At 45.9% G+C, this 14,611-nt stretch carries 11 protein-coding genes and 1 pseudogene; 4 read left to right on the forward strand and 8 right to left on the reverse strand.

The window, feature by feature from the left end; all coding sequences use genetic code 11:
- Nucleotides 1-192: 192 nt before the first annotated feature.
- The 7 genes and pseudogenes from V6N89_RS19855 to V6N89_RS19880 form a co-directional block, all read right to left on the reverse strand.
- Complete coding sequence (locus tag V6N89_RS19855) at nucleotides 193-597, reverse strand: hypothetical protein (RefSeq protein ID WP_431189744.1); 405 nt, start codon at nucleotides 595-597, stop codon at nucleotides 193-195.
- Between the two features lie 3 nt (nucleotides 598-600).
- On the reverse strand, nucleotides 601-1,857 hold the full coding sequence (locus tag V6N89_RS19860) for a sulfite oxidase (protein ID WP_431189814.1): 1,257 nt from the start codon (nucleotides 1,855-1,857) through the stop codon (nucleotides 601-603).
- Between the two features lie 53 nt (nucleotides 1,858-1,910).
- Nucleotides 1,911-2,652 (reverse strand): annotated as a pseudogene (locus V6N89_RS19865) (YeiH family protein).
- Nucleotides 2,625-2,918 carry a putative sulfate exporter family transporter gene (locus V6N89_RS21895; RefSeq protein ID WP_431189745.1) on the reverse strand — a complete coding sequence of 98 codons (294 nt, stop codon included), beginning with the start codon at nucleotides 2,916-2,918 and terminating at the stop codon, nucleotides 2,625-2,627. Before V6N89_RS21895 ends, V6N89_RS19865 begins: the two are co-directional and overlap by 28 nt.
- A gap of 5 nt (nucleotides 2,919-2,923) precedes the next feature.
- A complete protein-coding gene (locus V6N89_RS19870) occupies nucleotides 2,924-3,931 on the reverse strand; it encodes a TauD/TfdA family dioxygenase (RefSeq protein WP_346993145.1) in 1,008 nt (335 codons plus the stop codon).
- A 9-nt stretch (nucleotides 3,932-3,940) separates the two neighbouring features.
- Nucleotides 3,941-4,894 carry an aldo/keto reductase gene (locus tag V6N89_RS19875; protein WP_338519110.1) on the reverse strand — a complete coding sequence of 318 codons (954 nt, stop codon included), beginning with the start codon at nucleotides 4,892-4,894 and terminating at the stop codon, nucleotides 3,941-3,943.
- 329 nt (nucleotides 4,895-5,223) lie between these two features.
- On the reverse strand, nucleotides 5,224-5,973 hold the full coding sequence (locus tag V6N89_RS19880; RefSeq protein ID WP_338519111.1) for a GntR family transcriptional regulator: 750 nt from the start codon (nucleotides 5,971-5,973) through the stop codon (nucleotides 5,224-5,226).
- A gap of 100 nt (nucleotides 5,974-6,073) precedes the next feature.
- On the opposite strand from V6N89_RS19880, the gene V6N89_RS19885 reads away from it, so the two are divergent.
- The 4 genes from V6N89_RS19885 to V6N89_RS19900 all read left to right on the forward strand — a co-directional run bounded on the left by V6N89_RS19885 (nucleotide 6,074) and on the right by V6N89_RS19900 (nucleotide 13,528).
- Nucleotides 6,074-6,826 carry a sulfite exporter TauE/SafE family protein gene (locus tag V6N89_RS19885; protein WP_338519112.1) on the forward strand — a complete coding sequence of 251 codons (753 nt, stop codon included), beginning with the start codon at nucleotides 6,074-6,076 and terminating at the stop codon, nucleotides 6,824-6,826.
- A 102-nt stretch (nucleotides 6,827-6,928) separates the two neighbouring features.
- A complete protein-coding gene (locus tag V6N89_RS19890) occupies nucleotides 6,929-8,998 on the forward strand; it encodes an alpha-xylosidase (RefSeq protein WP_338519113.1) in 2,070 nt (689 codons plus the stop codon).
- 156 nt (nucleotides 8,999-9,154) lie between these two features.
- Entirely contained in the window at nucleotides 9,155-10,747 is a 1,593-nt protein-coding gene (locus V6N89_RS19895) for a solute:sodium symporter family transporter (protein WP_431189746.1), read from the forward strand.
- Between the two features lie 360 nt (nucleotides 10,748-11,107).
- Complete coding sequence (locus V6N89_RS19900; RefSeq protein WP_338519114.1) at nucleotides 11,108-13,528, forward strand: TonB-dependent receptor; 2,421 nt, start codon at nucleotides 11,108-11,110, stop codon at nucleotides 13,526-13,528.
- A gap of 50 nt (nucleotides 13,529-13,578) precedes the next feature.
- On the opposite strand, the gene V6N89_RS19905 is transcribed toward V6N89_RS19900, so the two are convergent.
- Entirely contained in the window at nucleotides 13,579-14,520 is a 942-nt protein-coding gene (locus V6N89_RS19905; RefSeq protein ID WP_338519115.1) for a cation diffusion facilitator family transporter, read from the reverse strand.
- Between the last annotated feature and the right edge of the window lie 91 nt (nucleotides 14,521-14,611).

Raw genomic sequence — 14,611 nt, forward strand, 5'->3', positions numbered from 1 at the left:
TAACTATTAGTCTGAAGTAGCGTTCTTCAAGCGAGTTGGTCTTTGTGAGCTTTATTAGTAACAAAAAATCCACATAAAAAGCCAGTAATAATTGGTATCGGCAGATGACAGAAAAACTGATGAATATTTTGTATTTAGCATTTCACCATTGACGTTGTTTGCTTCAATCAATGGCTTTTCTCTCAGAGTCTCTCACTTATCGGGCATCAGATGAGGCGCAAGAGGCTGACGCCTTGATGTCGTTCTCGGTCCATACCACTTAGAAAGATAGTCGAGAATTGGCGCTTCTGCATCCCCCAACGGCCACAGTTTTTGGGTTTCTTGCATCCAGCGAATAGTGTCTAGCCATCGTTCGCGGCTCATTGCATTTTGTGTAATGAGCGCGGGAGAATGACATGCACTGCAATGTGCCACCACTAGGTTCTTTCCTGTGGCTTCGAAAAGCCCTGACTGCGGGTCGATAGCGGGGGAAGACGCACTGTCAGCGCCATCAGCTTGCGCCACTGCGTTTTTTGCGACCGCAACAGGCATGCACAACAATACTAATAACACACATACAGTAATGAAGGACATAAATACACTAAACGGCGCTTTCACAACTCACACCACTTTCAGCGCAATTCTATGACACGCATTGTTTAAGTAACCTTTAGGATTCCAACCAGGCAGCACCATAGGCTGCGACTTGCCTTGTTTATCCACTGCCCTTGCCCACACTTCGTAGTAGCCATTTTGGGGAAAATTAAGTGCCGTTCTAAAATGCTGCCACGCGTGTTTGTTTACAGGTTGCGTTAGCGTTGTTTCTTGCCATGTTTGCCCAAAGTCTATGGATACCAACACTTTGTCAACTGCACTTTCGCCGCACCAAGCATGGCCACGAACGCTAAGCTCTTCTGACCGTTTATGCGTACCACCGGATTGCGGATAAGTAATAAGCGACTTGATAGGCATCGCCTCGATAATACACATATCTTCATCAGCGACTTTAGCACCGGGCGCAACGGGTTCACACGGCACTCGGTACGCTTTGCCAAGCATTTTAGCGCCATCGTGAACTTGGTTTCTGACCACGATTTTTTTCAGCCATTTTCCTGACGTTGACGCGGGCCAGCCACCGAAAACCAGACGCAAAGGATAACCATTCATCAATGGCAGCGGCTCGCCATTCATTTCCCACGCTATCAGCGATTCATCTTCTAATGCCTTGCTTATCGGCACACCACGCGAAATAGCTGCTTTGCCAGGGGTACGGCTCAAATGCTGATCATCACCATAGTAACCAATATAAACAGCATCATCTTTTATCCCCACCGCAGCCAATACGTCCTTCAAACGCACGCCTGTCCATCTCGGACAGCCCACGGCGCCTGTTGTCCATTGATTGCCTGTTGCAGCCGGTGAAAACTCAGCACGACCATTACCGCCACACTCTAACGTCAGCTGATAAGTGTAATGGGTAAATTGGGCCTTGAGCTCATCAAGACTAAAAGTACGCGACTGCTTTGCAGACTCGCCTTCAATAGTAAGTGTCCATGTTTTGGCATTAGGCGCTTTGGGCACAATGCCATTGTTTCGAACAAAAAAGTGTTTAGCGGGAGTGACCTCATCATCAAGCAAATGCGCTGGCGTCTCTGCATTGACGGGGCGGTCGTTGAGCACTATTAAGCCTTCTTTCCCTTCAATCTTAAACGGTGCGTCACTTTGTGCAAACGCGGCAGGAATAAGCCCAGCTGGCATAAACTGCCCGTACACAACTTCAGCCCCAAGCAATACTGATAGTGTCTTAAGGCCTGATAAAAATCCCCTGCGCGTCAACGAATCTGACGTTCTGTCAAACACGTGTTTGTCAGCATCTATCGGATTTTTTGCATAAAGCGCATGAAGGCCGCGTTTTTTCACAAGTCACACCTCTACATTAAAAACAGATAACCCAGTATGAGTAAGGCTATCCAGAGCGTTTCTGCAACAATCATGACAATCGGCAGCACACCAACTTCAACAAGCTTGCCCAAGTTTGATTTCATGCCAATGGCGGTGATGGATACGACTAAAAAGAAACGAGAGATTTGTGTGCCAGTTTCAATAACAAATGCGGGAAGTGATACAAAGCTATTAAGCAGCATTAACACGATAAAGCCTACTAAAAACAGTGGCATGCTAGGAATATCGCCTTCCCCTGCTTGCCCATTAGATTTATAGAAGCGCTTTATCACCAGCATCATAATGAGGACCATAAGCATTAACATAGCCACACGCACAAGTTTGGTTAGCGTGGCCATATCTCCGGCATTCTCAGAGACCGAATACCCCGCTCCCACCACTTGAGCGACGTCGTGAATGGTTCCCCCTAAAAATATGCTTAGCCTCGGTCTCGTTCATTCCAAGCTGCGACGATAAAATAGGGTAAACGATCATCGCAATAGTCGACATTGCCGTAACGCCAATCACAGTTAGCAGGGTGTCGCGCTCGTGATTTTTACCCTTGGGAAGAATAGTGGAAATAGCAAGCGCTGCCGACGCACCACATATCGCGACAGACCCGCCTGTTAGGGCACCAAAACGTTTTTGTAAACCCAGTGTTTTGGCGAGAAATACGCCCAAGATAATAGTTGTGAAAATGGCACCTAAGCAAGCATTAAGGCAGTTTGCCACCCCAAAATCGCGAGGTCGCCAAGTGCTATTCTCAAACCCAACAGCACTACACCTGCGCGAAGCAGCGTACTGGCAGTAAACTCTATACCACAGGCGCAAGGCGTGTCGTTTTGATACAAAAACGACACAGCCATACCTAGGAGCAAAGCAAACAACATGGCAGGCGCATTGTAATGCTCGCTTAAAAACAGCGCAGCCATGCCAGTGATGGTTGCGATACCTAAGCCCGGCCAGATGTTTTTACATTTTACTGCTAGGTCATTCATTATTGTTATCGCTCAGACGCCACGAGTGCCACTAATACAACACGCTTTCTGTCGCCAGAATAAGGGCGACGACCGTGCATTGCGCGGTAGTTATCGACAATGGCAACGTCACCGTCTTGCCACTCTAGGTCAAACGTAAAGTCTTGGGCAAGCTCACTTACGCGCTCAAGGCCCTCTTTAGGAATAGCGGAACCATCGCCGAAAGTAATGGCTGAAGAAGGGTTTTCTCTAACGCCTTTCCACCCCATGTACGCAGCGATCAGCTGGTTATAGAAAACCTCTGAACCATCATCTAGATCAATTACCGCAGGCAAGACCGGTGTTACCGCCTTTAAACTTCCGTCATCAAGCCATTCCCAGCTGTAGCCTAGCTCTTTTAATTTTGCCTCTGCTTCTTCTAGCGTTTCCACACTAAGCGTGCTCTTCCAGCTTCGACCCTGCCCAGAATTGGCGTCATTAGCGGCAGGCATGGTCGTTGTGTACTTGAGGCCTTTTTCTTTAAAATCGTTAGCAAGCGCTGGGTTTTCTGCTTTAAGCGCTTCAAACAGCTTATCAGAGCGGCATAATGGTGTAGCTCCGCCTTCATCGGCAGCGGATTGGCAGAAGAAAAACAGCTTACTTGGAGAGATAGGCGTTTGCGCCATTTCATGATGCAAAAATATTTCTACGTCCTTAGGCGCTTCGTTGGCGGTAAATACTCGCTCAGTAAAGTTAATGCGAACCGCGTTAGACAACGACTCTTGATACGTGAAATTGGGGTACTTAAACCCTGCTGAAAAAACGTCAAAGGCCTCTGCTGAGTCAATGGGGAAGCCTCGAAACAACAATGCACCTGCTTTGGCAAGTTTAGCTTCTAGCTCTGCTTGGTTAGCTTTCACAAACGCAACGGTCTCTGCCACTGTTTTGCACTGTGTATTGTTTACGACAATTTGTGGAAATACATCACCGTTGTAATGATGCTGTGTAGCAACACTTGCATACTCAACACTTGAGGTCTCATTGACGTTTTTCATGGTTTACTCCTAGTCGTAAATAGGGTGGAAGCGATTGAAGGCAGCTTCACAGAAGTGGCCCGGATCGTTAAATCGGCGGTTAACGTTAAGCGCAGAAATAGCTTGCATTTCTTCATCAGAAAGCGTGAAATCAAACAGTGCTAGGTTCTCTTTCATGCGCTCAACTTTAGAAGTTTTTGGAATAATGGCATTACCACGTTGAATGCCCCAGCGCAGCACCACTTGAGCGGGTGTTTTGCCATGAACATTTGCCGCGGCTTTAACCACACCTTGCTCTAGTACTGATTCAGTTTGATCTGCCATTTCAAGCTCTAAGTAAGACAAAGCACCAAGTGGTGAGAAAGCTGTAACGGCAAGACCATAGTCTTTCGCAAGGCGAATTAACCTTTCTTGGGTCAAGTATGGATGCGACTCAATCTGGAGCATGGCAGGTTTAATGCGTGCATAGCTCATCAAGTCATGAATAAGTCCGGTGTTGTAGTTACATACGCCTATTTGCTTTACCTTACCGCCGTCAACTAACGTCTCCATCGCTCCCCATGTTTTATACAGAGGAACTGGCGCTAGCTCCATTTTCGGCTCTGCTGCATCAGGGTCAGCAAACCACTCTGGGGGATAACGACTTTCAATAGGGACAAATTTTTGCGCAATTGGAAAGTGAATGAGATACAGGTCGAGATAGTCTAACTGTAAATCAGATAGGGTTTTATTCAGTGCCAGTTCTACATGTTCTGGCGCATGAAATGTATTCCACAGCTTCGACGTAACCCACAACTCTTCACGAGTACACAAGCCGTCTTCGATGGCGCGCTTAATGCCCTCACCGACTTCTTTTTCATTGCCGTAGTCAGATGCGCAATCTAAATGACGGTAACCTGCCTTAATCGCTTCATAAGCCGTATCAGCGCATATCGTTTTATCGACCTTCCAAAAGCCAAAGCCTACCTCTGGTATCTTTTCCATCGCGTTATCTACCTTTTAATCAATTGTTGAGACTAAATCTATTAAGTACTACACTTTAGTCTTGTATAAGACATAAGTTATTATAGAGACCAATGGATGTCAACAAAGTGTTAACAAACTTATAGAAATACGAAGATGAGGGCGTTTTAGAGTAAACACGAGCCAACGCTTCTAATATAGAAAGAGAGAGGTAGTCGCCGAGTAGAGGAAAAGGGCAAGCTAATACGGGGCTACAAACGCCTGTAGGCCTCAGGCGCAGAGTTCGCGTGTCTAGTTCGAGCGTCTAGTTCAGGTATTGAGGCCAGTTATTAGACTCAGAATCAAGCAAGCTAGTCTAGCTCGACTTGATAATGATAGTGATCAGTTCGGCATTTACTCTCGCGATACTCGATAAGCTTGCCGTCAATTGATTCCGTCACGCGAGTCACAAGGAGTAAAGGCGCACCTTTTTCGACGTTCAGCCCTTTTGCATCGCTCTTTGACGCCAACACAGCTTTAATGCTGTCGCGGGTCTTGAACACTGTTTGGTTGTAGTCTGTCTGATAGAAGTGATAAAGGGTATGAGGAATATCCTCTCTTTTATCAATATCGATGAATAACTTAGATGGCAGATAAATAGTCTCAAGCATACAGAATTCATTGTCTAAAATACGTCTGCGTTTTAGCTTGATGACTTTGTCTTTGGCCGATATCGACAGTGCTTGTTGCACTGTCTCAGAAGGCTCTATTTGCTCTTTACTGATAAGTTCTGCTTTAGGTAAATCGGCACCCTTACCGTCGGCTTGTAAAGGGAAAAAACGAAACAGCGCATCTTGAGCAGTGTGCTCTGATACAAACGTCCCGACGCCTTGGCGCCTGGTGACTATTTTTGTGTCAGTTAATAAAGTAAGCGCTTTTCTTACGGTACCTTGGCTTACTTTAAATTCATCAGCAAGTTTGAATTCACTTGGTAGCATTTCACCTGGCTGCCAACGACGCTCCACAATCAATTGCTTGATATACTCGGCAACTTGTTGGTAAAGAGGCTGAAAGGCAAGGCTTGGACCGCCAAGCTTGTGATCAAATTGAGATGAAGACATTAAACCGTAACCTGATGCTTATTATTCTGTTGTTATATCATACACAAGAGTTATAGCGCATTTTTGACTTAAATCACATACATGATAGGAATTACACTTAATGCCGCTTGAGACACTCGTGACAATGTTTGCACTTCTTGGCTTAGCCACCATTCTGCAAACCCTTAGCGGCTTTGGTTTTGGGCTAATGGTGGTGTCGAGTTTCACCTTATTTTCAATTATGCCGCTTACCGCCACAACATTTTTGGTAAGTTTTTTAAGCTTATTTAATTCTGTTTCACTTGTGGTAAAGAATACGACTCAGGTAAACAAGCGTGCTTTCACCATAATGTTGATAAGTGGCATACCTTTCATGGGCGTTGGCTACGCCTTACTTGAATATCTTTCATCAAACATGACAAACTGGCTCAACCTACTGCTTGGAATAGCTATATTAAGCTGTTGTTTGCTGCTGATTATCAAGCGAAAAAAGGCGCCACCCTCTGGACGAGACTCTGGTTTTGCCATTGCTGGCACGATTGGTGGGTTGCTCGGCGGTCTATTTTCCACATTCGGGCCACCTGTGGTCTTCCAATGCTATCGACAGCACTGGCCTATCAACGAAATACGGTTCACACTGCTGGCCGTTTTCAGCGTGACTGCACTTATTCGTTTGTGCATTGTTCCGTTTGGCACCTTGCCCACACAAGACGTACTTTTTGCCACTTTGTGTGCTATTCCGGTCATACTTATTTTCACCCGAATAGGTAGGCTGCTCGCTGCGAAAGTTGAGCCCCAAATTGTGCGCGCCCTTGCGCTAGCTATGCTCGCCACTAGTGGCTTAACGCTTATCACAAAGAACCTGCCCATATAAATATGATGATGCTTCTTTTTATAAAATGATAAATGCTGATTGACACCAAAGTTACATTTCATTAACTTATATCTTATATAAGACATGTAGAGTAATGTACTAATGAGCAATGCCTTTGATGTGAAAGAGCCTGACTGGAACGGTATAGAACCCGCGGATATTACCCAACTTCCTTACCTAGAAAACGGTGATGTACTCATAGTACCAACGCAGTTTGGACAACTGCGCTTCTCTATTAGCCAATTTGGTCTGCGTATTCAAAATACCACAGACAATCAAAGCGTGTACGGCATGTTAACAGGCACGCCTCAAAACCTCGCGCTCGTCTTTTCCGGTGATCAAACACATAGCACCCTCATTGGAGGCGACTATCGACTAGAGCTGTTTTCTTCACCGCTGCATTTTAAGTTATTCAAAGACGATGTACTCGTGCAGCAAACGGCTACCGACGGCCATTTTGTGCGACAGCACCGCTTACCCCCTTTCGCCAAAACAGCTGACGGCTGGATAGTCAGCCTTGAGCTTAGCTACGACGAAGCAATTTACGGGTTGGGGGAGAAATGGAGCAAACTGGATAAGCGCGGACAGCTTGTGCGCTCATACAACCATGATGCTCTTGGCGTAAACGCCGAAAAATCATATAAGAACACGCCTTACGCATGGAGCCCTCAAGGCTGGAACTTGTTTGTACACACACCTGCCCCTGTCACTCACGGTATTGGATATGCACCATGGTCGCAACGTGCCTATGTGTGTGTGGTTGAAGATGCCTTACTTGATATGTTTCTCTACCATGAAGCAACGCCGTCAAAAAGCATTAACACCTACAGTCAGTTAACAGGCTTTGCTCCAACACCGCCGACGTGGAGCCTGGGCGTAATATTGTCAAAGGCCTACTATAAAGATGCGCAAGAGCTGTTAGCCGTGGCGCGAGAAGTACGCGAAAAAGAAATGCCGTGCGATGTAATAACGTTAGACGGTAGAGCATGGCAAGATACCGATACGCGCTTTGCGTTTGAGTGGGACCCGAAACGCTATGCCGACCCGAAACCCATTATCGACGAATTAAAAGCCCTCGGCTTTAAGATATGCGTTTGGGAATACCCCATGATCTCTGTGAAAAACCCGCTGTTTAAAGAAGCCGCTGAGAAAGGTTGGCTAATTAAAGATAAGCGTACGGGAGAGGCTTATCGCTACGAGTGGGATTTAAGCCCTTTTGGCGAAGTGCTCACACCACTTCCTGACTCAGGTATTCTCGACTTTACACACCCAGATGCATACGCATTTTGGCGCGAGTCGCATAAACCATTGTTTGACCTTGGCATTGATATGATAAAGGCAGACTTTGGTGAGCAGCTAGAAGACGACAACATGCTTTCCTATAGCGAAGATTCGGGCGACAGACTACACAATGTATACAGCATGCTTTACAACCGCTGTGTCTACGAAGCGGCCGAGAAATACTGTAAAACAGGCCCGTTCTTGTTTAGCCGCTCGGCATGGACAGGCAGTCAACGCTTTCCGTCTCAATGGGGCGGTGACCCACAAGCAGACTGGCATGGCCTTTCAGCAAGCATCCGAGGCAGTTTATCTTGGGGCATGTCAGGAGGCCCATTCTTTGCGACCGATATCGGCGGTTTTTACAAAGATACTCGAGACGCAGAACTTTATGTGCGCTGGACGCAGGCATCAGTTTTTAGTGCACACATGCGTCTTCATGGCATTGGCCCTCGCGAACCTTGGTCCTATGGTGAAGCAGCGTCTGACGCAGTTTTCGAGGCGTTGAAACTTCGTTATCGCTTAGTTCCTTATCTTAAGAAAACCGCTGAGCAAGCATCAATATCAGGGCTGCCCGTGCAACGCGCAATGGCGCTAGCGTTTCCAGATGAGCCATTGTCGCACGGGTTTGAGCAACAATTTATGTGTGGTGATGATGTACTTGTTGTGCCATGTGTTGTGCCCGGTGGTAAGGTGAAGTATTACTTGCCTAAAGGTGAATGGGTGCGCCTTGGCACTGATGAAGTCTTGAACGGCGGCCAGTACAAAGAAGAAATTTTAGCCCTTAATGAAATGGCCGTGTTTGTGCCCAAAGGCAAACAGCTTGCCCTAGGCCCAGAGGTACAGCATACCGACACGGATATGTCGGATATCACATTATGGCCTGCACAATAATAGACTAGGAGTAGTACATGGACATCACCCTTACCCTTTTGTCGTGCACGGCATTTATGGCACTTGTCGCCGTTATTTCTTACATGAAAACAAAGGGCGAGGTAAATACTCAAGATGGGTATTTCCTTGCGGGGCGAGGGTTAACAGGCACATTTATTGCTTGGTTCGATGATCCTTACCAACTTATCAGCAGAGCAACTCATTGGTCTGAACGGTTCTGCGTTCGGCTATAACTTAAGTGCAATGGCATGGGAAGTAACGGCAGGTATTTCGACCATTATCATGGCCCTTATATTTTTGCCCCGCTATTTGGCGGGAGCTTTCTCTACGCTGCCTGAATTTTTGCGAGACCGCTTCGACGACAGCGTAAGGCGCATGACGGTTGTACTGTTTATGGTTGGGTACTCGCTCGTGACCATTCCTTCTGTACTCTACTCTGGCTCTATCGCGGTACTTCGTTTATTTGATGTTCCGGGGCTATTTAATATTAGCTACGAGGCAAGCCTTGTATTCACCATCGTAGTGGTTGGCACTATTGGTGCTTTATACGCCATTTTTGGAGGTTTAAAAGCCGTCGCAGTATCAGACACTATTAACGGTATTGGGTTGTTAATAGTTGGGTTACTTGTTCCCATTTTGGGCTTAATTGCTTTAGGCGATGGAAGTTTCAGTGATGGCCTAACCACAATATCAACTACGCAAACCGAAAAGCTCAACGCCATAGGTAGTAGTGATGACCCTGTGCCCTTTGGCACTATCTTCACTGGCATGATCTTAGCAAACCTCTTTTACTGGGGAACCAACCAATACGTGATTCAACGTACGTTAGGCGCGAAAAACTTAGTAGAGGGGCAAAAAGGCGTACTCTTCTCTGGATACTTCAAAGTGCTTGTGCCGTTTATGATGATGCTTCCAGGGGTTATTGCGTATCACCTTTATCAAAACGAAAACTTGCAAACGATCGATTTGGCCTACCCCCACCTAGTGAAAGACGTATTGCCACAATACCTCTCAGGTTTTTTCCTTGCCGTTTTATTAGGAGCTGTGTTTAGTTCTTTCAATTCGCTACTTAATAGCGCCGCTACGCTGTTCTGTTTAGATGTTTACAAACCCTTGAAGAAAGACAAAGTCAGTGACGAAAAGCTCATTCGTGTCGCCAAAATTACTAGCCTGGTCATTGCCGTACTGTCTTTTATAACCGCACCACTTCTGATGTTTGCACCAGAGGGATTATGGCAAATCATCCGTATTTTCACAGGCTTCTATAACATTCCAGTTATAACCATTGTATTGGTTGGCTTATTTACCAAACGCGTCCCTGCACTAGCGGCAAAAGTCGCCATCATATTCCACGTCATTGCCTACGGACTGTTAAAGTTTGTTTGGGATGTCGACATCAACTTCATTCACATCTACGCCATATTATTTGCCATAGAGCTTACTATTATGCTCGTTATTGGTCGGCTATATCCAATGGATAAAGCATGGCGCTTTACGCCCAAAGCCGAAGTCAATATGACACCTTGGCGGTATGCCATACCCTGCGCCATTGTGCTGGTGGGTCTTATTGCCACGCTATATTTAATGTTCTCTCCTATTGGCTTTGTTGGTGGGCTGAGCGATGCATTTGTTCCCATTTTGTTAACACTTTGGGCTACCTGCTTCGCTGCTGTAGGCTTAAGTCTTAAATGGTGGTCAGTTAAATACGAACGTAGCCTAAAGCGACTAGCGACTGTAGCTTCACACTAGCGCAGAGGCGCACAGCCAATGACGGAGCGCGTTCAAACACGGCGTCATTGTCTTGCGTATTTACGCTCGTACTGACTAAGAAAATTTGCCCACACATCCGCCGTATAGAAAAAACACAAAAAATTTAACATAGCGTTTGCAAATGGCTTAACAATTGTTTAACTTAATCACTCTTATATAAGACATTAGACGCAAGATAACTCTTATACATAAGACCGTTTATTTAAAAATGAAAATTGCGTAGCGCTGTACCCTACGCCGCGACAATAAAAACCAAGCCCTTGATCTGAATTGCATGAACATTTCGCTTAGCAATTTCAGTTAAAAGGGGCGATAAGCGAAATACCCCTGGAGAACAACATGAAAACAAGAAGGTCGATTGTAAGCCGAGCCGTTACGCTCGCAATGACATCTGGATTACTCGTCAGTGCACACGGTTTTGCGCAAGAAGCTGAGCAAACCGAAACGCAGGACGATGAAAAATCTTTTGAACAAATTGTCGTTACCTCGCAAAAACGCGTACAAAGCATTAGCGATGTCCCTGTTGCGGTATCGGTTTTACGCGGCGACCAGATTGATGCGGCCTTCGCAAACAATGTTGAGAATTTACAAGCACTGGTTCCTTCAGTGAGCTTTAGAAAAGGGACAACCACGCGAAACTCTGCGCTTACCGTGCGTGGTATCGGTACTATCTCCTTTAGTATCGCCGCTGAGCCAAGCGTAGCCACTGTCGTCGACGGCGTTGTATTAGGGCGTTCAGGGCAGGCCTTTGCTGATCTATACGATGTAGACCGAATTGAAGTGCTGCGTGGTCCTCAAGGTACACTATTTGGTAAAAATGCCTCTGCGGGTGTTGTTAATATCACAACAAAAGACCCGTCTCAAGAACTTACTGGCAGCTTGTCTACAGAGTTCTATCAAGACAATGAATATCGTTTGAAAGGCACCGTTAGTGGTGGTTTAACCGACGAGTTGTCGGCTAGCCTGACGGTATTCCAAGGCAAGTTCGACGGTTACATCGATAACGTTTATAACAACGAAAAAGTCAACGGCTACGATCGCGAAGGCGCACGGGCAGTTGTACTTTATGAACCAACAGACGATTTGACCGTGAAGTTTATCGGTGAATTCTACAGTGCAGATGATGATTGCTGTGCTGATTTAGAAGGCCTACCAAGCGGAAGAAACCCAGATTCGCAAGCCGCGCCAAACAGTAACGGCATTGTTGATGGCGTTGCCGACATCGACCTAGATCAGCGCCGTATCGATCACGATTTTGAGTCGCGCACAATTGACGATCATTCAGCCTTCTCTGTCCAAGTTGATAAAACAGTGGGCGACTATACTTACACATCAATTACTGCACAGCGCTCATGGGAAAACACTGAATTTCGTGAAGGTGATTTCACCTCTATTGCAGGTGACAGCAACGAACCTGTATTCGGCGTTCCGTTTCAGCTTCACGATGTCGGCCCGCAAGAGTGGAGTCAGTTTTCTCAAGAATTCCGGGTCGCGTCAAACCTAGATGGCCCGTTTAACTTCTTAGCAGGCTTATTCTATTGGAACATGGATTCTGAACGTAACTTTACTCGTGATGCCAGCTGTCAAAACAACAACGGTCAGCTAAACCAAGCATTAACGTTTTATGCTGAGAATAATTTGTCAGGAGACGCTTTATCAACCGCACTTGGCGACTTAGATGCTTATGCAGCTTCACTTGGCGTGACGTGTAATGCAAACGACATAGTATCTGCCACGGCGTTTATGAGCACCGAGTTTAATAACTGGGCGCTTTACGGTGATGGAACCTATGAGCTAAGTGACGATATGCGCCTTATCTTTGGTTTGCGCTACACAGATGATGAAGTGTCATACACTCACCGTCGTGTAAATAACGACGAGTTTGGTCGCCGTGGTGTAGGTGTGCGCCCTGCTACCGAGAATACTGATACCGAAGGTAGTGTTGACGAAACCAACCTGTCTGGTCGTATTGGTATTCAGTATGATATTGCACAAGGCCAGATGATTTACGGTATGTATTCGCAAGGATACAAAGGGCCAGGCTTTAACGTTTACTACAACTTCAACCCAGCAAATGATGGCCGACCTATTGGTTCGGAAGAATCAGATGCGTTCGAAATTGGTTATAAATATGCCAGCCGCGATGTACTTTTCAATGTGGCCTTATTTAGTACTGACATTGAAGGGTTCCAAGCGAACAACTTTGACTGCTCTGACGGTGCATGTATTACCCGCTTAACCAATGCGGGTAACGTAACAACCCAAGGTGTTGAAGTTGACTTCATGTGGAATGCCACGGAAAACTTAACGCTAATTGGTGGTGCTGCTTACACCAAAGCAGAGATTGACGAGTTCAATTGCCCGGTTGAGGTTGACCCAGCGAACTGTACTGACCGTTCAGGACTAGACGTTCCATTCTCACCTGACCTGAAATACTCGTTATCAGCCGAGTATTTCATGGAAACGTCTCACGGCTTTGATGTTTACTACAATGCATCATACGTTTATACCGATGAGCAATATTCTGATTTGCCAGGCAACACGGGTAATTTCAACCCTGCTTCATTGCTGCCAGATTACAACATGTTAAACGCTAGCGTGGGCTTGTCATTTAAGGATGATGCCTTCCGCGTGTCATTGATAGCTAAAAATCTGCTGGATGATAGCTACGCAACGACATATAGCGGAGATAACTTCCGTTATCAGATACCTCGTGATGCAGACCGTTATTTCGGCGTTGCGTTTAGAGCACAGTTCTAATCATTGTTTGTACTACGTGTGTTATTAGGGGCGGTTATCCGCCCCTTTTTTTATAATTCATCATGCACAAGAGTGTGTGAATGAGTATGAAGGTGATCACGCTGGTCTCGACAAGCTTCACCGGGCAATTCAAACTCAATCGTCGTGTGAGTTAAATTAAAGGGCGCCAGACAAGACCTTACTTTGCTTTTCAAGTCTCTAAGCTCACTGCTATTTACGCTATAGTCAAGAACAGCGTGAGCAGTAAATACGTGCTGCTCTCCATCTAACGACCAGAAATGTACATGATGAATCTCGTCAATGTGTTCAATGGATAATAACGCATGTCTAATATCATCTTGCATTTGCAAATCGGGGACGCTTTGCAAAAACAATCCCATCGTTTGAATCACATATTTCACGACATTGCTGAGAATAAATAGTGTGAACGCTATAGATAACAGCGGGTCCAAAATAGGCCAGTCCACGAAATGAAGGACAATCGCGACGATCAATACTGCAACCCACCCCATCGCATCTTCAATCAGGTGCCAATTTAGCACTTTTTCATTCATTGAATGACCGCCGTGCAATTTGTACGCTGCAAAACCGTTAACAACAATACCTAGTAGCGCAAGTCCAATCATCCCCTCGATCATAGGCATTTCGGGATTAATCAGACGAGGCAGGGCTTCACTGAGCACCCAAATCGAGCCGATGATAAGAATAACGCCGTTGAGCATCGCGCCCATAAGACTTAAACGCTTAAAACCGTATGAATATTTTTGTGTAGCTTTTTTCTTACCTAGCTTGCTCAAATACCACGCCAACCCGATAGACAGTGAGTCACCTAGGTCATGTACAGCATCTGCCATAATAGCAACGCTATTGGTTAACCAACCACCGACAAACTCGACAATCGTGAATAGAAAGTTTAGCCAAAATGCCCAGCCAATTCGTGTGCTGTCGCTATTATCAGTTACGTGTTGATGTGAATGATGATGGGTATGCATAACACTCTCTCCCTTAATAAAAAGCATACACCCATACAGTGGAAATAGGCTAACAGTTAGCACTGTTATATCGAGTTAACACGCACACTGT

This window comes from Alteromonas gracilis (assembly GCF_036870955.2).
Lineage (GTDB): Bacteria > Pseudomonadota > Gammaproteobacteria > Enterobacterales > Alteromonadaceae > Alteromonas > Alteromonas gracilis_A.

Coding starts and splice junctions, on each gene's coding strand:
- V6N89_RS21895 (WP_431189745.1), bottom strand. CDS start 2,918: ATGAATGACCTAGCAGTAAAATGTAAAAACATCTGGCCGGGCTTAGGT.
- V6N89_RS19870 (WP_346993145.1), bottom strand. CDS start 3,931: ATGAAAAACGTCAATGAGACCTCAAGTGTTGAGTATGCAAGTGTTGCT.
- V6N89_RS19875 (WP_338519110.1), bottom strand. CDS start 4,894: ATGGAAAAGATACCAGAGGTAGGCTTTGGCTTTTGGAAGGTCGATAAA.
- V6N89_RS19880 (WP_338519111.1), bottom strand. CDS start 5,973: ATGTCTTCATCTCAATTTGATCACAAGCTTGGCGGTCCAAGCCTTGCC.
- V6N89_RS19885 (WP_338519112.1), top strand. CDS start 6,074: ATGCCGCTTGAGACACTCGTGACAATGTTTGCACTTCTTGGCTTAGCC.
- V6N89_RS19890 (WP_338519113.1), top strand. CDS start 6,929: ATGAGCAATGCCTTTGATGTGAAAGAGCCTGACTGGAACGGTATAGAA.
- V6N89_RS19900 (WP_338519114.1), top strand. CDS start 11,108: ATGAAAACAAGAAGGTCGATTGTAAGCCGAGCCGTTACGCTCGCAATG.
- V6N89_RS19905 (WP_338519115.1), bottom strand. CDS start 14,520: ATGCATACCCATCATCATTCACATCAACACGTAACTGATAATAGCGAC.